Source organism: Mucilaginibacter sp. P4_G9, from assembly GCF_056400985.1.
The window spans coordinates 1-20,045 of the sequence record NZ_JBFUKF010000060.1 but is presented as its reverse complement, the minus strand read 5'-3'; the positions used below and the strand labels follow the sequence as shown (position 1 = coordinate 20,045).

Here is a 20,045-nt window from a genome sequence, read left to right as displayed (position 1 = left end):
TTTCCCACGATCGCCCGCAGATTCAAAATCAGTTATGTTTAGTTTAATTTGTTGATCTTCATTCAGGCTTTTTTTCAAATGCAGACGGATAACGGGCATGTACCTTTTCCAGGTAGTTAAATACTTTCTTTCTTCCATGATATGCTTAATCTATATAAAAAATAAAGCCCCTGTAGGTGTTCTTTTACCCGGGCTTTGAAGGATCTTAAGAGCAGGGGATCAATACCTCCAGATCTTATATTTATTTGTGTGATTTGATGTTTTGAAACCGCAGTAATGAGGGACAGCTACTCCCGGAATAATATTACCGCATAACAATTCAAAGCTACCTAAATAAAAGTGTACTAAGGCAATTTATATTTCTATATTAATTACACCGGTAATGTATTGTTAATCAATCATTCAGGAATACTAACCCTATGCTGTGGTAATAATGTAGCGGCAATCATCCGTGGTTTTTAGTCGTGTTTTGTAAATGCTGATGCTTGGTATCGGAAACTTGCAGCCAATTACAGTTTACAGGCGAAGAAAAATAAGTGTGATGGTTTTAGGAAGCTTTTACCTATATTGGGGCATGAGATTGTAAAGCAAAGGAATTAATCGCCCCGGTGTTTTACTTAAGAAGATCTCAACCAATCATTATGTTTAATATCCAGGCAATTACAACTTACGCGGTTGTAGCTAAAAAGCTATTCTATGATGATTTCTGCATTGACGATCTTCGCATTTTTATGTGTACTGATTATACCCTTACGCGGCCCTTCAAAAACCAATAACATCAAACGCAAAAAGCCCCGGGACTTCTCCAAATATGCTGTTACCAAAGATGGCTGGCTGGAAATGATGGATGAAAACAAAAAGCAGTAACGGTAATTTTATTTTGCTGATAGTTAATAAATGATGCAATTTTGAATTATGCCAAATAAGCTCATTTCGTTATTGTCATCATTTCAATTCCTTTCGCCCCAGGACCAGGTGCTTATTACAGATACGTTTGCCGTACAAACCTTTAATGAAGGCGACAATCTGTTTAAAGGCGACAACGTTTGCAAACAATTGTTTTTTATTGTTGATGGCGTGCTGCGTATTATGATGGTAAATGATAAAGGCAACGAGGTTACCCATTATTTTTTGAAGGAAAACCAATTTTGCACTATTTTGAACAGCTTCGTTAACGAGGTGCCGGCTAAAGAAAGCATCCAGGCAGCCTGTGACACTACAGTAATGACAGTTAGCCACACCAGGCTCATGGCATTGTATCAGCAGATTCCTTATCTTAAAAGCTTAATTGATGATATTACCCATAAAGCTTYACTGGAAAAAATACAGGTTAGAAACGCCTATCTGGGGCAGGATTCAACCGCACGATACAAATTATTTATGGAGCGACAGGCCGATATCGCTTTGCGTATACCACTTAATGATATCGCTTCTTACCTGGGCATAACGCCGCAATCACTCAGCCGCATAAGGAAAAATATCCGTTAAATTTTGCTTTTTACCATTTGTTAAGTGGCTTTGCTGTTTTACTGCAGACCTTTGTATTATTAAAATTTAACATTATGGAATGCAATAACAATGCATATTTAACAAACAAAAGAGTGCTAATATTAGGCGGCTCATCAGGTATCGGTTTTGCAACAGCTCAATCTGTTGCCGCACAAGGCGCGCAAGTGATCATTGTATCAAGCAACCAACAGCGTGTTGATGCAGCTTTAGCACAATTACCAGCCGGGAATACCGGCTACGCAGTGGATTTAACTAACGAGCAGCAAATAAAAAGTTTATTTGAAACTATCGGCAACTTTGATCACTTAGTTTATACCGCCGGAGAAAACCTTCAGCTAAACAAAATAAGCAATACAGTCGTTGATGAAGCGCGTAGCTTTTTCAACCTGCGTTATTGGGGAGCTTTCTCCGCGGTGAAATATGCCTCGCCTTATATCAACATGGGTGGCTCAATCACACTTACGGGTGGTATTGCCAGCCCTCGTCCAGGTTCGGGATGGTCCTTAGGGGCAAGTATTTGCGCAGCTATGGAAGGTTTTACAAGGGCTATGGCTGTTGAACTGGCACCTATACGCGTTAACCAGGTATCGCCAGGTGTGGTAAAAACAAACCTTTGGGCCAATATGAGTGCGATCGAACGAGATAACATGTACATGCAAATTGGTAATTCATTACTGGTAAAAAGGGTAGGCGAGGCCGAAGATATAGCCCAGGCTTATCTTTATTTAATGCAACAGCAGTACGCTACCGGTCAAATATTGGTTACCGATGGCGGCTCTGTGCTGGTTTAATCAATCGTTTTAAGCAAAGCCGGTAGTAAAAAGTGCCAGGCTTTGCTAATTATTTTTGAGGCATAACTGCCATCGTTCTATAGTATTCATATTTAGCAAAACTGGTAGCGGGTCGTCGGATATGATAATTTTCAATTGTTCTTCGTTATCAACCTCAAATATGCCCACCCATAAACGCCTACAGGATCCATCACCGGGCCAAACACCAGTATAATCCTTACACCCTGGTATAAGCGCATAATAGTGCTTCCTCATCAGTCATATCATTTGGGGAAGTAGGACGGAGCGATAGTAATTTAACCGCAAAGTGTAATTTCTCCATAGTTTATGTTTGATAATACAGGGTAATAATCATTTCAAATTTAATTTACGCTTGCACAAATTCCCGTAAAATAAGACATTTGCCCAGGCATGAATACAAATACGCTACCAGAAATAACATTTCAACCCGCAACATCAAGGGAGCATTTTGAGCAGATAGTTCGGTTACAAAGTCAAAACCTGTGCAAAACACTAAGCATCGAGCAACAGGAACAGCAAGGCTTCCTTTTTGCAGAGCATACTGTACCCTTGTTGCAATTAATGGCATCGCAGATACCACAGGTTGTAGCACTGCATAAAAACCAAGTAGTAGGCTATAACCTGGCCATGACTGCTACCATGGAAAATGAAGTTCCCACCCTTGCACCCATGTTCAGGGAGTTTCATAAAAACCAATACCGGGGCAAGCCTTTAACAGCTTACAAATTTTTTGTAGGGGGACAGGTTTGTGTTGATAAACATTTTCGCGGCCTGGGTTTATTAAGCAAACTTTACAACGCCACGGCCAGCCAGGTAGCGGAAGATTATCAACTTTGTATAACAGAAGTAGCTATAAGGAACATCAAATCGTTAAAGATCCACCAAAAAATGGGGTTTGAGGTTGTAAGCAGCCACAACGATGGGTTGGAGGACTGGAATGTGGTTGTGTGGGATATCAGAAACCTTTTGTCGTCCTGAACGCATATTCGTTATGCTTCTTCGCCCTGTACAGTCTGCGAATAGATCCTTCACTACGTTCAGAATGACAAACCCTTTAGAGTTTCGCTAAATTTTATAACTCATGACAAATGCTACTTACACCAACTCCTTTTCCCGCTTCATGACTTCGGCGATTTTTATGCCCTGCTTGCGTACCTCCTCATTACGCACGTAGCGTTTATCGGCACCCAGGCTGGGTTTGGTAATGAAATCATAAAACATCCGGGTCCATGATCGGGTTGAATCCAGGTGCTGGTAAAAATCTTTGGTGATCTTATAGTACTTCGGTAAAAGCCGGCCGGGAATGTTCATGATATCGTGATGCTCGTTATGGTAACCTACGTTAAAGCAAACCAGGTTGAGCCAGCCGTAATAGGAATTAGTTTCCTGTCCCTCCCGGAAAATAAAATGTTCGTGAATAAAATGCCCGGCCGCAGGATGAAGACTAAAGCCCCATAAAGTAGAAAGAAACAGGTAAATGATGGCTATCTTCCCCAAAAAAACAAAGATCAATACATCGGTAATTATCAGTGTAATGATATTGGCCCATTCCCCGCGTGTAGGTTTGGTATCAAAACCACGTACCAAAAACAGGAAAAATATATAAAAAAACAGCCAAACGAACTTCCTGATTCCCGATTTGCCTACCATTTTAACTTCCCAATGGCTGGGGAAGTCGTTATCTATATCTTCGATACCTAAATGGGAGTGGTGTTTCATATGGTGGGTTCTGAAAGCGATTGCTCCGGGCACTAAAACAGGGATATTAGCAAAAATTGCAAGTGCTTTGTTCTGTGCCGGGGTTTTCAGCATAAGGTTATGTGCCATTTCATGCACAGCCATTGCCGACCAATGGTTCATAGTACCGCCAACTATGTATGATAACAGGATTATTTGCCACCAGTAAGCCCCAAAAGAGGGGAACCAGACACTAACACCCCAGGCAAAACTAATTTGCCCGACAACTATAAAAAATGTAAGTACAGCTGCCCATGGATCATAACCCATTAATTGCCTTACCTCCGGGTATTTTTTTAATACGGCTATCCGGCGCAGAAAATGAATATCAGGTGTTTGGATGCTTTCAAATGGAGTACTTGTTTTCATAATGATGTATTTAGGTTAATGCAAAGTAAAATAAATCTTTAAAAAATATGGGCAGTAGTTGTACTTAATTTAACAACGTATTAATACCTGGTTAATATTACCAGCACATTTTAACCCGGCGCTTGCCAAAACTTTTTATGTGTAGTAAGCTGATAAATACTTATCCGGGCAATTTCCCGTTTTAACTGGCAGCAAAGGATTTAGGACATCTGCCAACAAATTGTCATTATATTCCTTTTATTTATATATCCGTTATACCAGTTTAGGCTGAATAGCGATTATTTTTTTATGTTTACTAAAAAATTAAACTTAACTATGAAAGTTTCAAAAACGCAGTTATTTCCTTTACTTATTGCATTAGCGGCCATTACTTTTCCTGCTTGTAAGGCCAAGAAATTAGTGGAAAAGCCGGCCCCGGTAGAAACCGAAAAAATGTATGCGCCAACTCCAAAACCAACACCGCCGCCTGCACCGGCCCCTGCGCAAACACCGCCGCCGCCACCCGCAAAACCAAACTATAATTTCAGCAATATCCAGTTTGAATTTAACTCTGCTGTATTAAAAACCGGTTCATACCAGGCCCTGGATCTGGCTGTGGTTGAAATGAAAAAAGACGCTACCGTAAAGTTTGTATTAAACGGTAATTCATCTGCCGAAGGTACCGACCAGCGTAATATGGAACTATCTGTTGAAAGGGCCAACTCTGTAAAAACTTACCTTGTAAACAGCGGTATCAGTGCCGGTAACTTAACCGTTAAAGGTTATGGCGAAAGCAAACCAATTGCCGATAACACAACCGAAGAAGGAAGAGTTTTAAACCGCAGGGTCGAGATCAAGCTAAATCAATAGAAAAAATCAGCTTTATAAACAAAAATGCCCCGGTGGATTTCCTCACCGGGGCATTTTAGTTTATAGTGGGCAACCATTATGCTTTAAAGTTCGTAATGTTTAAAACGTGTTTAGAAGGGGTATGGAAATAAATGAATAAATATCCCGTCTAAATCTCCCCTGGTAGGGAGACTTTGGAAGAGCCTTTAAAGCCCTCCTTTCCGGGGAGGGGCTGCAGCTTCCAGGCACGTTAACAACAATACTTTATCAAACGTTTTGAAGCATATTTTTAAAGGAATTTTAACCCTGCTTAACAAGCAGGAAAAAAACAGGTTGTACAGGCTCATCCTGTTCGATGTGCTTATCAGCATACTTGATATTTTATTTTTAGGATTACTGCTAATCGTTATCAGCTTCTACACCTCGGGCAAGCCCATTAGCCACCATTGGCTTCCCAACGCCTGGTTCAACCAGGATTCGGTACTGCTTATTGGCTTATTCCTGACATTGTATTGTTTAAAAAACTGGTTCGGTTACCTTATTATGCGCTTTCAGCATCACTTTTTTTATGGGGTAGCTTCGCGCTTATCCCAAAGAAATATTTTACATTATCTTAAAGACGATTATATAAAATTTATAAATGTTGATTCATCGGTACATATCCGGCAGATCAGTCAGCAACCTATCGAGTTCAGTCATTATATACTAAACAACGTTCAGCAGATCATATCGCAAAGCATCCTCATTTTATTTACTGTTGGCGCAATATTAATTTACCAGCCGATATTGTTTTTATTACTACTGATGTTGCTGGTACCACCGGTAATTATCCTGGCTTACTTCATCCGGCGAAAATCAAAACAGGTGCGGGTGCATACCAAAATAACAAGTGAAAAGAGCATCCAGTATTTACAGGAATCGTTATCGGGCTTTGTGGAAAGCAATATTTATGACACAAGCGATTTCCTGGCCGCCAGGTATAACAATTACCAACAGCAATTAAATAATAACATCGCCACACAGCAAACCCTGCAGGCTTTGCCATCAAGACTGGTTGAAGTGTTTGCCATATTTGGTTTTTTTATTTTGGTGTTCGTTAATAAGTTTTCGGCCCATGGCCCTATGATAAGTATGCTTACTATCGGTGTATTTATGGCCGCGGCCTATAAGATCATTCCGGGAATTATCAAGATCCTGAACAGCAGCGGCCAAATAAAAACCTACGAGTTTACTTTAAATGATCTGCTTGCGATAAAAGAATCAAAAGTACCTGCAAAAAACGATTTGCTTAATATTGATGAACCCATCAGCGCTATCCGTTTTAATAATGTCCGTTTTAGCTATAAAGAACAAACCGTATTAAACGGGATTAGCTTTGAAGTTTGCACAGGCGATTTCGCGGGCTTTTCGGCAGCATCCGGCAGCGGCAAAACCACGCTCATAAACCTGATCCTTGGTTTTTTAACCCCCGAATCCGGTTACATCGATATAAACGGCAGGCCTGCAGATACCATAAAAAGACAGCATTACTGGACAAAGATCGCCTATGTAAAACAACAAACTTTTTTTATTCATGATACTATCCTTAAAAACATTACCCTTACCGATAAACAACACAACCCCGAAAAACTGGCTGAGGTAATAACCTTTTGCGGCCTTGAGCCATTATTATCGGGCTATGCTGAAGGGATAAATAAGATAATCAGGGAAAACGGTAAAAACCTGAGTGGCGGCCAAAGGCAGCGTATAGCGCTGGCAAGGGCGTTATATCATAATTTTGATGTACTGATACTGGACGAGCCCTTTGGCGAAATGGATCAGCAAGCCGAAAACGCTATACTTGACCAATTAAAGCTACTAACTGCCCAGGGCAAGATCATATTATTTATTACGCACAATGTTGCAAGTTTAACTTACTGCAACAAAATAATTCCCCTTGTAAATGAATAAGTTAAAAGCATTAGTGATATTAACTCCGGGCTTCCCGGCAGATAGTAACGATACTACCTGTGTGCCACCCATGCAAATTTTTGTAAAAGCTTTAAAACAGAATAACCCGCAGCTGCATATTATCGTAGTCACTTTTCAATATCCTTTTACCACTTCACGATATAACTGGTATGGAGTTGATGTTATACCACTTGGGGGTAAGGGCCGGGGACAATTATTCAGATTAGTTACCTGGAGGCGTGTATGGAAAACCTTAAAAAAACTGCATAACACCTATGAACTGGCGGGGCTGCTGAGTTTTTGGATTGGAGAATGCGCCTATATTGGCGACCATTTTGCAAAAAAGTACAGTTTGCCGCATTATATATGGCTGCTTGGCCAGGATGCTAAAGCAGGCAACGAGTACGTACACCGGATAAAACCTGCAAAGGAATCATTAATAGCCATATCAGATTTTTTGGCAAATGAGTTCAGGATAAATTATGGGATATTGCCTGCACATACCATTCCTACAGGTATTGAAAMTGCGCTTTTTAATACGATCCCTGTTGAAAGGGATATTGATATCATGGGCGCGGGTTCCCTTATCCCGCTTAAACAATATCATTTGTTTATTAAAGTAGTTAAAAACTTAATTGCTCAATTCCCCAATATAAAAGCGGTTATTTGTGGTAAAGGGCCAGAAATGGAGAATCTTAAGAAGCAGATAAGCAGGCTAAAACTGGAAAATAATATTCGCTTAATGGGAGAACTGCAACACCCGGAAGTACTTGCCATGATGCAGCGCTCAAAGGTATTTTTGCACACATCTTCCTATGAAGGTTATAGTACTGTTTTAAGTGAGGCCTTATATGCGGGATGCCATGTAGTGAGCCTGGTTAACGGCATGAATGCCCGCCCGCCTCAACACTATGTGCCCGATAATGCGGAACAGTTACCGGAAATAATTAAGGATCTGCTTAAAAATAAAAACCTGGCCCATGAACCGGTTTTGGTTTATCCACTTAAAACTGTAACCGCGAGGGTGGCCGCTTTATTTGGTCATTAAAGTTTTACAAATATTAACCAGGTCATCGGCTATGTTTTTTGCAGTTAGATTTTGGTTAAAGTGCCTTATAATGGCATTAGAAAGTTTTTCGCGGTTTGTGCCTGCAATAATTCCCAACAACCGGGCAAGGTCGCCGGCAGCACCTGGAGTGTACAGAAAACCATATTTACCATTTCCCGTCATCCTTTTAAAGGAGGGCATATTGGTAATAACCGGGGTGCAGCCGCAGGCAAGAGCCTCTAACAAGGCATAGCTGGTGGAGTCTTTATGGCTGCCGGATACATAACAATCGGCTGCGCTATACCAGTACGGCAATTCGGTATTAGGTACTTTGCCGATCAATTTCACCGCTTTTGATAAAGCCTGGTTTGAATTAAGTTTTTGTTTTACCTCGTTCAGCAGGTCCTCTGTCGGGTATATCATATAAAGTTTTGCCGCAGGATTTACATGCAGGTGCTGTTCAAAACCGTTTAAAACAGTAAGCGGGTCTTTGTGTTGGGTTAGTCTGCCAACCCATAAAAAGTTGCATTCGCCGTTCATTCCTATGCGCTCTTTGCTTAGCTGCTTATCCATTCGCGTAAAACTGGTTGATGCCTCTAACAGTTCAAATATACTTGCACCCGGTTTAATGATGTTTGCATTTTGCCATGGCACAGCATCCCCGGTAGCTGTAAAAACAAAGCCGTTTGCTAAACTGCATGCTATTTTTTGAAATAAACCCTTTATTCCGCCAAACGGTAATTCGCTATGGTGCTGAATCAATATTTTAAAACCTGTACCGCAAAACAACCTTAAAAACATTACCTGCAACGGAAACATGAAGCCCTGTACAAGTACAATATCAGGCTTAAGTTTTTTGATAAATAAATGTGTTTTAACAGAAACCGACCAGAACCGGTTTTTCCCCTTAAAAAAATAATAAGGAACATCGTCCATTACTACATGCTGCTCAAAAGATGCATGCTTAAAAAAAGTAATATCGATGCGGTTTTTAAGATAAGCGGCAAAAGCCATGGCAGGGGCGTGGTTTTCCTTTACCTGTTGCGGCCGGGTATAATTTAGGTGTGAATGATAAGTAAGGTCGACCAGTTTTATCAATTTTACAGTATTTGATGATGTATAAATGTTACCGGGAACACAGCGCCGGATAAATAAGATTGAATGGATAAGATTAGGCTACCTATATCTCCTTCCACATATTTGTACGCATCGCCCAGTTTAATCAAGCTAAACGGCTTTCCTTTAAGCTCAGCAGCTAATGCCGGCAATAATCCCTGGTCAAACAAACGGATGTTTCCTTTATGTATTACCAGTTGGATATCGGCTGCCTGTGCAGCGAAAAAGGCATCGTATTTACCTGTTTGGCCCTTTGCTTTTGCAATTACAAGGTCGGCATATTTGCCTGCCATAATTTCACCGCTATTTGTTTTCCAAACGCTTGCAGCTGTTTTATTCAGGGCTTGATACAATTCCTCATCCTTAAGCATCCCGGTATTCTGCGCCGTATGAATATGATCCCAGATGTTCCAGCCGCTGGTAAGGGTTGAATCGGTACCAAAAAGGACGTTTGTAAAAGGTTTCAGCTTCTGAACAGGTGCGGTTCTATCCAGCAGGAAATAGTTCGACACAGGGCACCACACAATGGCTTTAAAATAGGGGGCCTGTTCCCTGGTCATGGCCACCGCGTGGATGCCGATAAGGTCGCGCGCCAGTTTATTCCAGCTGATAAGGCTGTCAATTTCTTTTTCGGCCTGCTCATCGGTTCCCTCGCCGGTGTGTATCACAACCGGAAGCTTCCTGTTAAACGGATTATTCAGCTTTATTTTCCAGTGTTTTTCAAAGGCCGCCGAATGCAGGTCGTGCGTATCTTCAATTATATCGATCAGCGCATGCGCAACAAATAATTGTTCGCCATGATTTACTACAGTAGTAACCCCGCAGAGCAGGTTTTTGTAGATGCCCCACAGTGTACGCAAACGTTGCGGAATGGCAAGTACGGCATTTATTTCGTACTTAAACTCCTTATGAATGTAAGTTCCCCATTCGGTGTAGTTGTTATAAAAGCGATTACCTAACTGCGGGAAAAGGTTAAAATCAAGATGATCATGCGAGTTGATAAGGCCGGGGAAGATAATGGAATCTTCAAAATACAGCTGCAGGCTATCATCAGTAATATCATCGGGACCAACGCCGGTTATTTTGCTCCCATTGATATCAATGTTTACCACCTTTCCGCTATCGGCCAACCTCACATTATGCAGTATCATCTATGTTAAACTATTAATTCACACAATTTGGTATAGGCTTTAAGCTTTGTGCATGCTGCTTTTAACTTTATTTAATCCCTTTTTAAATGAATACCATAAATAACCGGAAAACCTTTATACTTTTCATAAACATGCATAGCATTCGCGTCTTCGTAAAACGATTTCATGGAATCGTCAATTTTTATTTCCTGTTGGCTTACCACGTGAAAATTGTTTTTTAACAGCACATCTTTTATAGTAAAAATAGGATGTACATAGTTTCTTACAGCCATCAGGGTATTATCGTGCTTAAAAGTACGTTTGCCGCCAACTGCCAATGTATGCGGGTGAAAATCGGTAATAATAATTTTGCTACCGGGTTTCAGCATCCTGCACCATGCCTGCAAAGCCTCTTCAATATCTTCAATATGCGCCACTGTAAGCGTTGAAACAATGATGTCAAAAGAAGCATCCGGAATATCTGCAAAAGTATTATCCTTAATCTGGCAGGTACGTGCCAACGGGTATTTATTCTTTAGTTTACCAAGCATACCGCCCGATACATCAAAGCCCGTAAGGCCGGCCGGTCGTTTAGCTAAAATTGCAGGCCATTGCCTGCCTGTGCCGCAACCTATATCAGCCACTTGTTTGCCTTTAATATTTACATTTTCAATAAGGCTTTCAAATAATCTTTTATCGAGGTGCAGCATTAAGTTTCCGGGCTGCATATCATAATCAGATGCCCATAGGTCGTAAGCTTCCACTACACTTTTTTCTGTAATGGCAGGGGGGCCTACCTTGCTTTTAATATAGTTTTTGATAGTAGCCAGCATTTGTACGGGTTTTATAACAATAACGGGCAAAAAAGCTATATGGTTGCCCGTCATTTTTATTATAAGCAGGCAACCCCGGTCAATTATGCAGCGTAATGTATAAAGAATAGTTTTATAGTTGATCTGGGTTAGGAGCGATGGGTGTAAAAGCCCATCGCATTTATTTAATTAACAAATAGATGTATGAATAAGATATTACTCTACAATCCTAAAAGCGCTGTTGCCAAGCACCGCATCCCTAATTCTATTTTAAATATCGCAGCCTCTGTTGAGGGTAGGTACGACTGGGTGATAGTTGACGGCAATCGCGAGGCAGATCCATTCCAAAAGATCGAAAGCTATTTAAAAACCGGCGAGTTTGGCTATGTTGGTTTTACGGTGATGCCAGGCCCGCAACTGCGGGAAGCCATTCCCTTATCAAAAAAAATAAAAGAAAAATACCCCTATACCACCATGATATGGGGAGGATACTTCCCTTCGAGCCAGCCAAATGCGGTTTTAAGCTCTGGATTTGTCGATTTTATCGTCAACGGCCCCGGGGATCACGCCTTCCCACGATTGATAGATGCCCTTGAAAATCATGAGCCCTATGGGTTTATTAAAAACCTGATCTATAAAACCGATAGCAAGATCACCAAAACAATTAAGGAAGACCTGTTAGATCAGGATGCTTTACCGCCATTGCCATATGATAAACTTAATAACTTTTATCCTATAGACAAATACCTGGGTAAAACTTATTTAGGCGAGCATACCATGGCTTACCACTCCAGTATCGGTTGCCCGTTTACCTGTTCTTTTTGCGCTGTGGTGCCTATTTATGAAGCCCGCTGGAAAGCAAAATCGGCAAAAGTTGTTTATAAGGATATTAAGTATATTAAAGACAGGTGGGGTGCAGATGCCATAGAGTTTCATGATAATAATTTCTTTGTATCAGAAAAAAGAACCGTTGAGTTTGCAAAACTGATAGAACCCGAAAACATGACATGGTGGGGAATGGCCCGTATTGATACCATGGATAAGTTCAGTGATGCCTCGTTGGCACAGATCCGTAAAGCCGGCTGCAAGATTATATTTTTTGGTGCAGAGAGCGGTAACAACGACATTTTGGAGCAGTTGGATAAAGGCGGTACGCAAACCGGCGAACAGATCATCCATTTTGCCGAACGATTAAAGCAGTTTGATATCATTCCCGAATATTCATTTGTTTTGGGAACACCGGCTCCGACAGCAGAAAAGGTACAGGCCCAGATAGATTTCGAAATAGATTTTATAAAAAAGGTTAAGGCCGTAAATCCACATACCGAGATTGTATTATACACTTACACACCCGTACCTACCGAAGGTTCTGAACTATACAGGCAGGTTCAGGAGCAGGGTTTTAAATATCCACAGGGCCTCGAAGATTGGATGAGCCCGGCCTGGGAAAATTTCGATATGCGCAAAAATCCGCTCACCCCATGGTTAAAACCCCAAATGGTAGATAAGATAAGAAATTTTGAAACTGTATTGAATGGCGTATATCCAACAGTTACCGATATAAGGCTTAGCAATTTGAAAAGAAAGCTGATGACGTTTATTTCGGGTTTGCGGTATAAGGCCGGCCTATACAAGTACCCTTACGAAATAAAATTGCTGCAAAGATTCTGGAAATACCGGCAGCCCGAAATACAGGGATTTTAATTAACCTACAAAACCATTGAAGACCAACAGAAATAATATAGCCCCCAATTTAACCCAAACTGCCGGCGAAGCATTTGAGGAGATGTACGTTGCTGTGCGTAATAAGGAAGGAAGATTATACAGCGATAAACAGGTAGCCCGCTTGCCCGATATTGATGCAGGGCATAAGCATTACAAAGAATGGAAAATAAGAAAGCGTTCTTCGGAGCAACTTATCAATCACCTTAAAAAAGAGCAAAGGTCACTTAACATCCTGGAAGTAGGCTGCGGTAATGGCTGGCTTTCTTCAAAGCTTGCCAATATTCCGAATGCCAGTGTAACCGGGCTTGATCCTAACCGGATAGAAATTGAACAGGCACAGCGCGTATTTATAAAGCCCAACCTGAAATTTATCCACGGTTCATTTGATAGCAATACATTTAACGGTTCTGTAAAATTTGATGTGATCATATTTGCGGCTTCAATACAATATTTCCCCTCATTAAAAGATGTAATTGCTGATGCTTTTGCACTAATGAGCAAGGCCGGAAGAGTGCATATAACCGATACCCACTTTTACCATGCACAGGAATTGGAAACTGCGCAGGCAAGAACCCTGGAGTATTACAACTCCCTGGGTTTCCCGGAAATGGCAGCTAAATATTTTCATCATCCCTTAAAAAACATCTTGCATTTTAAGCATAAAACCATTTTTGATCCAACCACCTTTTGGAACAGGCTAACCAGGAAAGGTGTTTTTTACTGGATTAAACTAAAACCCTAAAAAATGACAGTGCAAACCATATTACATACTTTTAAGCGCTACCGTACCCTGCAAACACACAGGATATCGGCACTGCCTATTGTAATATTAATGCCTCATAGCGCCTGCAACTGCCGTTGTGTAATGTGCGATATCTGGAAAGACAATAAAAACCTAAAGCAACTTACAGTTGACGATATCAGCAGTTTATTAGCGTCCCTTAAATCATTGGGTACCAGGCAGGTGCTCATGTCTGGCGGGGAAGCTTTGCTGAACAGCAATTTCTTTGTATTGTGCAGGATTTTAAAAGATGCCGGGATCAGTGTGGTATTGCTTACTACCGGCTTATCAATAAAAAACAATGCCGATGATATTTTAAAATACGTTAGCGAGGTAATTGTATCCATTGATGGCGACGAAGCGTTGCACGATGCCATCAGGAATATTCCCAATGCCTTTAAAAAGCTTAAGGAAGGGGTGGAGTATATCAAAAAACTAAACCCTTCCTATCGCATTACCGGGCGTACGGTGATTCACCGCCTTAATTACCGCAACTGGCCGGCTATCATAACCGAAGCCAAAAAGATGGGACTAAACCAGGTAAGCTTTTTGCCTGCCGATGTTAGCAGCCATGCCTTTAACCGCCAGCAAGTCTGGGCCGAGCCAAAGCAGCACGAGATCCTGTTATCGGAAAAAGAATTGCCCGAACTTTGCGAAGTCATCAGTTCTTTATTTACCGAATTTGATAAAGAATTTCATAACGGTTTTATTGCCGAAAGCAAGGAGAAGATCCAGGACATATATCATTACTACGCGGCCTTTTATGGCTTAAACGAATTCCCGTTTAAAAAATGCAACGCACCCTGGGTATCTACCGTTGTGGAAGCCGATGGTACGGTAAGGCCCTGCTTCTTTTTAGAATCAATAGGTAATATCAGGGATACCTCATTAATCAATATATTGAATAGCCCGGAGGCTATCGGGTTTCGCAGGTCATTAAATACGTCAACGCATCCTACCTGTGTAAAATGCGTTTGCTCGCTTAACCTGTCGCCACTAACTCATCTGTCTTAAATTTATGGAACAGCTAAACAACATATTATTCACACATTCCTATTTTTTACGGTTTGATCCCAAGCAATGGGCCATGGGGCAACCATATGCGCCTTTGGGAACTTTATATGCTGCTTCAAATATGCGTGCCAACGGTTATGAGGTTTCATTTTTCGATAACATGTTTTCGCACTCAGCAGAAGAGATTATACCTACGATTGAACAAACCCGGCCGGGCTTTTTTGTAATTTACGATGACGGGTTCAATTACCTCACCAAAATGTGCCTTACCAATATGCGCGAGGCCGCTTTTAAAATGTGTAAACTGGCCAAAGAGCAGGGTTGCACGGTGATAGTTTCCAGTTCAGATTCAACCGACCGGTATAAAGAATATTTAAATGAAGGCGCTGATTTTGTGATTATCGGAGAAGCCGAACAAACCCTGCTCGAGCTTGCAAATGCTATTAAAAACGACGCTGAAGATGTTTCGCACATACAAGGGCTGGCTTATTTAAAGGATGGCACACCGTTCAAAACCGTGGCGCGCCCTGTATTAAAAGATCTGGATACATTGCCTTTACCAGCCTGGGATTTAATTGATATCAGCCCTTACCGAGAAAGCTGGATGAATCATGTTGGCTATTTTTCCATGAACGTTGGTACCACACGCGGCTGCCCGTTTAAGTGCAACTGGTGCGCCAAGCCTATTTACGGCAACCGGTATAATTCCCGCAGCCCCGAAAATGTAATTGCGGAGCTCAAGCTTTTGAAAAGGATGTTCAACATGGATCATATCTGGTTTTGCGACGACATATTTGGATTGAAGCCGGGTTGGGTAAAACAGTTTGCCAAATTGGTTGAGCAGGAAGGGTTGCAGCTGCAATACAAGATCCAATCCCGCGCCGATCTGCTATTGGTTGATGAAGAGGTAAGCGCACTGGCTTCATCGGGCTGCGATAACGTGTGGATAGGTGCCGAAAGTGGTTCGCAAAAGGTATTGGACAGTATGGATAAGGGAACTACTATTGAACAGATTTCCACTGCAACGCTGTTAATGAAAAAGCATGGTATAAAACCTTCATTCTTTATCCAATTCGGGTATCCTGGCGAAACAAAAGAGGATATCGCCCTTACTATCAGCATGATCAATGAACTGTTGCCGCACGAAATAGGCATATCTGTATCATACCCGCTGCCGGGTACTTTATTTTATGAAAAAGTTAAAGCCGGTATGCAGCAAAAAACCAACTGGACAGATTCTGACGAGATGGCGTTAATGTTTAGCAATACTTTTAGTCCGGCTTATTATAAACAGCTGCACAAATATGTACACCAGAATTACCATTTGCACCTGGCTAAATATAACCTGGTTAAACTGCTCAAAAACCCGTTGAACTCCAATCTAAAACGCCTCAGAAAGGCGGCATCATTTATATACCACGTACCGGCTACATTGATAGCAGGTTTTAAATTAACTAAATTAGAAAAAGCGGTATGAGTGAGATTAGCCTGATAAATAATGAGACTAATGCTTCTGATGCGTTCAGCAGGCAATCGGGTGTATTTGATGAAATTTACTCAAACAATACCATCATTAATTATAAAAGGACAAGGGTAAGGGAGCACGTAATGCCATATTTAAAACCCGGCAGCAGGATACTTGAACTTAATAGTGGCACCGGCGAAGACGCTGTATTTTTTGCCCAACACGGGCATTATGTTCATGCTACTGATGTATCAACGGGGATGCAAAATGTGCTTAAGCAAAAATCTGCACCTTACCGCGACCGTATCAGCTTTGAAACCTGCTCATTTACCCAGCTTAATCAATTAAAGCAAAAAGGGCCGTATGACCATATTTTTTCCAACTTCGGCGGTTTGAATTGTACGGGGGAACTGGATACGGTTTTATTATCATTTGATGCACTTTTAAAACCTGGGGGAAAGGTAACACTGGTTATCATTTCTCCATTTTGCTTATGGGAAACCTTACTTGTTTTTAAGGGAAAGTTTAAAACAGCGTTCAGGCGTTTATTTAGCAGCAAGGGCAGGCTGGCTCATGTAGAAGGCGCCTACTTTAAATGTTTTTATTACAATAAATCATTCATTATTAATATTTTACATAGTTCATTTAAAGTTTTAGGAGTGGAGGGTTTATGCACCATAGTACCTCCGTCATACATAGAGGGCTTTGGCGAAAAGTATCCTAAAATCTATAAATTCCTGGCGAATAAGGAAGACAAACTAAAAAGCACATGGCCCTGGAAGCATATGGGCGATTACTTTATCATCTCGCTGGAAAAGAAATAGGTACGCTCCGTGATTTTTTTTCCGGACGCGCCTGCTTTATCAATTAGCCACACTATGCTGATTTTCTTCCAGTAATTGCGCAACTTTAGTTTCAAAGCGACTTATTAATTTAAACTGAAAGTTTTCAGGATCGGGTTTGGCAAAATGTTTACCTGTGGCCATAGCCAATAAAGTACCGTGGTTGTTCAGTCTTTTTTGTTGTGTTTTAAGGTTCCACCTGCCCGCTGTAACGTTCATTAATTTATCATCCAATCCATCACCCAGTTTATTGTTTAGTAAAAATTCAATGAAACTTTTTAAAATAGTTATTTTTAATGATTTAGCCGTCGACATCCGCATAATATGATTAGGCAGATATTTGCGTGTCCAGGCATTTGCAACAAAAAAATCGGCAAAGGTGGTATCACCCTGTATTGGTATCAGTGTTACTACTTCGGTAGCGGTATAAATGTTCTTTTCTGCAATTTCAAGCCCGCTCTCGTCAATATAATAGTTCATGCAAAAGCAATGCTGCTGATTAACCAAAAAGGTTAATTTTTTAAAAAAATGCATCAGCGTACGGGCAATCCAAAGGCGATTGGGGGCTGTAATAATAAAAAGGTCAATATCGGATTCATCGTCTGCATAATTTTTTGACAGGGAGCCTGAAATAGCAATCCCACGCACATAAGGAAACTTAATTAGCCAATTGCCAACCTTACGCGCGGTTTTTATCATTTCAAAAGCTTTTTGGTTCCCCTTGTTGCGACGCTGCACCAGGTATGGATCGTTTTTAAGGGTGTAAAACTTGTCGAAACGAAATATTAACCGGCTGCTCATTAAGTCAGTCAATGCGTCGTCAAACATTTTGCAATCATATTTTACAGGCAAAAACAGGCAAACTTCATCGTGGGTAAGCGGGTAATTAAACGCATCAAAATAGGCCAGGGTAGCTAATATGTTCTTTTTGATTTCTGACACTGTGTTGATGGTTAAATGTTGACTAAAAATGGACCGAATCTGCATATATTAGTATGACGTAACTGGTAAACTGTTGGTTGCCATCTTTTTTAAATATTCCTCATCTTTATTTTTGCCAGTAACGGAAGGCGCTTTCGAGTTATCAGAAAACAATAAAAAGGTAAAGAAAAAGCTGTAAAACATAACTCCTTTATCTGCATCCAGCACGTTTTCTGACAGGGATACAACAGCTATTACCAGCATAAAACTGATAAACACCAGGTCCTTTTTCTTAAAGGCTATTTTGAACCCGTAACCCAGTGTAAGCAAATAGACAAGTAATCCCCATGTGCCCGATTTTACTAAAAAGCTGAGGTATTGGTTATGGGAGTTTAAACCAGCAAGAAACGCGCTGTATAGTTTAACTTTAAAAAACGCGTCATGTAACATCGGGACTTCTGAGCCCGAACCATGGCCAATTAATGGCTCCTGTTTTATCAGCGTAGTCACTACATGCCAGCGTGCCATACGGGGATTGGTAGTTCCACCGGGTTTTGCAATAGTAAGATCTTCTTTTAAACTGGTTATATAGCGCTCTTTGAATGATGAAACATTTAAAACTACAGTAAATGCTGAAGCTGATATGATGAGCATGGCTAATATAAATATTAGTCGTTTTTTACCCTTGAGCATGCAATATGGAAGCACCAGGTTAATAACCAGGAACAATACAGCCAATATGGATTTTGAACTTAGTTGTATAAGCCCGCATAACAATATAAAGCTACAGATACTGTAAAATATTTTTAAAGGTTGTACCAGGGGTTTAAACAAAAGGGTTAGCAGATATACCAATGCAATAACCAGTTGAAATGAAAAAAAGGTAGCATGCATATCAATCGGTTCCGAAAAATTATGATTGGTAAATGCTTTTGAAAAAATACTTTTTATGGGTAAATGATAGTACTTTATAGTTACAAGCACATCAGCATATAAGTAAATTACAGTAGCCGTACAAACCATGGCAAAGGCCAGCAATAGATTTGCCCTGTATTTTTTCAGGTCGAGACTGTTGAGTGCAAACACCACAGGAAATAGCAAAGCTGGTAAGCGTAACATCAGCTCGCCAAAAGCTTCGTGGCGGTAAAGCGTATAGGAGGTAGCTATCAATGTGACTAAAAACACTGCATGTATCACAGCCGTTTTTATCGTAAAAACCGATCCCAGGCTTCCTTTTTGAAGGTGTATAAGGGTATGAACTATAAGGCTTATCAGTATGATATGGCTGTAAAACCTGTCAAACGGCAGACTGGCCATCAGCAGCATAACGTGATAGTAACTTATCTTATTGGCGTTATTATCGCATATCAGCAACAATTGCTTCATGGTTTTTATGTTTATAGCTCTCTATAATAAATTCCTCGTACTGATCAATAACCCGTTCCCAGTTAAATTGGAATTTGATTTTATCGAGGTTATTCATCACCATGCTTTTTTCAAGGTCTTTGCGTTGAACGTTCTCTACCAGTTGGGTTACCTCGGCTGCATTTGAAAAATAAAACGCATCAGTATTTAATACCGATTTATTAAAAGGGTTATTATGCGCTGCTATCAAAGCCTCACTGGCCATAGCTTCTAAAAGGGATGGGTTTGTGCCACCAACGCTGTGACCATGAAAATACAGGTAGGAGTTGTTTTGTAATGACCGAACTTTAGGGGTATCAAAAATGGCACCTTTAAACTGTATACGCTCATCGTTAGCAAATCTGTTGGTGATGAACTTGCCAAAGCGGTTACTGGTATCGCCCAACACTTTAAATGTTTTAGCCGAATTACTTTTATTAAAACCCTCTAATATGGCCTCAATATTATTTTCGGGTTCCATGCGGGCCATCAGCAAAAAATAGTCCTCTTTAAGTGCCTCTGTAAAATCATATTGCTCGCGTTCAATTTCGGTGAAAACATCGGCGCCATATGGAATATACT

General features: G+C 40.8%; 19 protein-coding genes. 12 read left to right on the top strand and 7 right to left on the bottom strand.

What is annotated here, in order from left to right; translation table 11 throughout:
• The first annotated feature begins 696 nt into the window (after positions 1 to 696).
• The 4 genes from AC1DPZ_RS08065 to AC1DPZ_RS08050 all read left to right on the top strand — a co-directional run bounded on the left by AC1DPZ_RS08065 (position 697) and on the right by AC1DPZ_RS08050 (position 3,299).
• Positions 697 to 867, top strand: a complete 171-nt coding sequence (locus AC1DPZ_RS08065; RefSeq protein WP_477402472.1) for a hypothetical protein — start codon at positions 697 to 699, stop codon at positions 865 to 867.
• A 48-nt stretch (positions 868 to 915) separates the two neighbouring features.
• Entirely contained in the window at positions 916 to 1,488 is a 573-nt protein-coding gene (locus AC1DPZ_RS08060) for a Crp/Fnr family transcriptional regulator (protein ID WP_477402471.1), read from the top strand.
• A gap of 74 nt (positions 1,489 to 1,562) precedes the next feature.
• Positions 1,563 to 2,300 carry an SDR family oxidoreductase gene (locus AC1DPZ_RS08055; protein WP_477402470.1) on the top strand — a complete coding sequence of 246 codons (738 nt, stop codon included), beginning with the start codon at positions 1,563 to 1,565 and terminating at the stop codon, positions 2,298 to 2,300.
• A 411-nt stretch (positions 2,301 to 2,711) separates the two neighbouring features.
• Positions 2,712 to 3,299, top strand: coding sequence for an N-acetyltransferase family protein (locus tag AC1DPZ_RS08050; protein WP_477402469.1), 588 nt, complete (start codon positions 2,712 to 2,714; stop codon positions 3,297 to 3,299).
• A 117-nt stretch (positions 3,300 to 3,416) separates the two neighbouring features.
• Here the strand turns inward: AC1DPZ_RS08050 and AC1DPZ_RS08045 are convergent, their stop codons facing one another.
• Positions 3,417 to 4,427: a fatty acid desaturase gene (locus AC1DPZ_RS08045; protein ID WP_477402468.1), complete on the bottom strand. Its 1,011-nt coding sequence runs from the start codon at positions 4,425 to 4,427 to the stop codon at positions 3,417 to 3,419.
• 315 nt (positions 4,428 to 4,742) lie between these two features.
• Between AC1DPZ_RS08045 and AC1DPZ_RS08040 the strand changes: the two genes are divergently transcribed.
• The 3 genes from AC1DPZ_RS08040 to AC1DPZ_RS08030 all read left to right on the top strand — a co-directional run bounded on the left by AC1DPZ_RS08040 (position 4,743) and on the right by AC1DPZ_RS08030 (position 8,253).
• Positions 4,743 to 5,276 (top strand): OmpA family protein, encoded by a 534-nt coding sequence (locus AC1DPZ_RS08040; protein ID WP_477402467.1) that lies wholly within the window; start codon positions 4,743 to 4,745, stop codon positions 5,274 to 5,276.
• Between the two features lie 255 nt (positions 5,277 to 5,531).
• Positions 5,532 to 7,205, top strand: a complete 1,674-nt coding sequence (locus AC1DPZ_RS08035) for an ATP-binding cassette domain-containing protein (protein WP_477402466.1) — start codon at positions 5,532 to 5,534, stop codon at positions 7,203 to 7,205.
• Positions 7,198 to 8,253, top strand: a complete 1,056-nt coding sequence (locus AC1DPZ_RS08030; protein WP_477402465.1) for a glycosyltransferase — start codon at positions 7,198 to 7,200, stop codon at positions 8,251 to 8,253. The genes AC1DPZ_RS08035 and AC1DPZ_RS08030 overlap by 8 nt, the downstream gene beginning before the upstream one ends.
• Here AC1DPZ_RS08030 and AC1DPZ_RS08025 read toward each other — a convergent pair.
• From AC1DPZ_RS08025 to AC1DPZ_RS08015, 3 genes are all read right to left on the bottom strand, one after another.
• Entirely contained in the window at positions 8,239 to 9,351 is a 1,113-nt protein-coding gene (locus AC1DPZ_RS08025) for a glycosyltransferase family 4 protein (RefSeq protein WP_477402464.1), read from the bottom strand. The genes AC1DPZ_RS08030 and AC1DPZ_RS08025 overlap by 15 nt on opposite strands.
• Positions 9,352 to 9,353: 2 nt before the next feature.
• Complete coding sequence (locus AC1DPZ_RS08020; RefSeq protein WP_477402463.1) at positions 9,354 to 10,520, bottom strand: amidohydrolase family protein; 1,167 nt, start codon at positions 10,518 to 10,520, stop codon at positions 9,354 to 9,356.
• Between the two features lie 71 nt (positions 10,521 to 10,591).
• Entirely contained in the window at positions 10,592 to 11,386 is a 795-nt protein-coding gene (locus tag AC1DPZ_RS08015; RefSeq protein ID WP_477402462.1) for a class I SAM-dependent methyltransferase, read from the bottom strand.
• Positions 11,387 to 11,515: 129 nt separating this feature from the next.
• On the opposite strand from AC1DPZ_RS08015, the gene AC1DPZ_RS08010 reads away from it, so the two are divergent.
• The 5 genes from AC1DPZ_RS08010 to AC1DPZ_RS07990 are packed head-to-tail and all read left to right on the top strand — an operon-like array spanning position 11,516 to position 17,120.
• Positions 11,516 to 13,015, top strand: coding sequence for a B12-binding domain-containing radical SAM protein (locus AC1DPZ_RS08010; protein ID WP_477402461.1), 1,500 nt, complete (start codon positions 11,516 to 11,518; stop codon positions 13,013 to 13,015).
• A gap of 16 nt (positions 13,016 to 13,031) precedes the next feature.
• The gene (locus tag AC1DPZ_RS08005) at positions 13,032 to 13,778 is read left to right on the top strand and encodes a class I SAM-dependent methyltransferase (RefSeq protein WP_477402460.1); all 747 of its coding nucleotides are present in this window, start codon (positions 13,032 to 13,034) and stop codon (positions 13,776 to 13,778) included.
• 3 nt (positions 13,779 to 13,781) lie between these two features.
• Positions 13,782 to 14,831 carry a radical SAM protein gene (locus tag AC1DPZ_RS08000; RefSeq protein WP_477402459.1) on the top strand — a complete coding sequence of 350 codons (1,050 nt, stop codon included), beginning with the start codon at positions 13,782 to 13,784 and terminating at the stop codon, positions 14,829 to 14,831.
• A 4-nt stretch (positions 14,832 to 14,835) separates the two neighbouring features.
• Complete coding sequence (locus AC1DPZ_RS07995) at positions 14,836 to 16,308, top strand: B12-binding domain-containing radical SAM protein (protein WP_477402458.1); 1,473 nt, start codon at positions 14,836 to 14,838, stop codon at positions 16,306 to 16,308.
• Positions 16,305 to 17,120, top strand: a complete 816-nt coding sequence (locus AC1DPZ_RS07990) for a class I SAM-dependent methyltransferase (RefSeq protein ID WP_477402457.1) — start codon at positions 16,305 to 16,307, stop codon at positions 17,118 to 17,120. Before AC1DPZ_RS07995 ends, AC1DPZ_RS07990 begins: the two co-directional genes overlap by 4 nt.
• Before the next feature lie 39 nt (positions 17,121 to 17,159).
• Here the strand turns inward: AC1DPZ_RS07990 and AC1DPZ_RS07985 are convergent, their stop codons facing one another.
• The 3 genes from AC1DPZ_RS07985 to AC1DPZ_RS07975 all read right to left on the bottom strand — a co-directional run.
• Entirely contained in the window at positions 17,160 to 18,080 is a 921-nt protein-coding gene (locus tag AC1DPZ_RS07985) for a hypothetical protein (protein WP_477402456.1), read from the bottom strand.
• 48 nt (positions 18,081 to 18,128) lie between these two features.
• Positions 18,129 to 19,445 carry an O-antigen ligase family protein gene (locus AC1DPZ_RS07980; protein ID WP_477402455.1) on the bottom strand — a complete coding sequence of 439 codons (1,317 nt, stop codon included), beginning with the start codon at positions 19,443 to 19,445 and terminating at the stop codon, positions 18,129 to 18,131.
• Positions 19,417 to 20,045: glycosyltransferase family protein (locus AC1DPZ_RS07975; RefSeq protein ID WP_477402454.1), on the bottom strand; the 629-nt coding region annotated here is incomplete at its 5' end. The genes AC1DPZ_RS07980 and AC1DPZ_RS07975, both read right to left, overlap by 29 nt.

Coding starts and splice junctions, on each gene's coding strand:
- AC1DPZ_RS08065 (WP_477402472.1), top strand. CDS start 697: ATGATGATTTCTGCATTGACGATCTTCGCATTTTTATGTGTACTGATT.
- AC1DPZ_RS08050 (WP_477402469.1), top strand. CDS start 2,712: ATGAATACAAATACGCTACCAGAAATAACATTTCAACCCGCAACATCA.
- AC1DPZ_RS08020 (WP_477402463.1), bottom strand. CDS start 10,520: ATGATACTGCATAATGTGAGGTTGGCCGATAGCGGAAAGGTGGTAAAC.
- AC1DPZ_RS08055 (WP_477402470.1), top strand. CDS start 1,563: ATGGAATGCAATAACAATGCATATTTAACAAACAAAAGAGTGCTAATA.
- AC1DPZ_RS08045 (WP_477402468.1), bottom strand. CDS start 4,427: ATGAAAACAAGTACTCCATTTGAAAGCATCCAAACACCTGATATTCAT.
- AC1DPZ_RS07980 (WP_477402455.1), bottom strand. CDS start 19,445: ATGAAGCAATTGTTGCTGATATGCGATAATAACGCCAATAAGATAAGT.
- AC1DPZ_RS08010 (WP_477402461.1), top strand. CDS start 11,516: ATGAATAAGATATTACTCTACAATCCTAAAAGCGCTGTTGCCAAGCAC.
- AC1DPZ_RS07995 (WP_477402458.1), top strand. CDS start 14,836: ATGGAACAGCTAAACAACATATTATTCACACATTCCTATTTTTTACGG.
- AC1DPZ_RS08000 (WP_477402459.1), top strand. CDS start 13,782: ATGACAGTGCAAACCATATTACATACTTTTAAGCGCTACCGTACCCTG.
- AC1DPZ_RS08015 (WP_477402462.1), bottom strand. CDS start 11,386: ATGACGGGCAACCATATAGCTTTTTTGCCCGTTATTGTTATAAAACCC.
- AC1DPZ_RS08040 (WP_477402467.1), top strand. CDS start 4,743: ATGAAAGTTTCAAAAACGCAGTTATTTCCTTTACTTATTGCATTAGCG.
- AC1DPZ_RS07990 (WP_477402457.1), top strand. CDS start 16,305: ATGAGTGAGATTAGCCTGATAAATAATGAGACTAATGCTTCTGATGCG.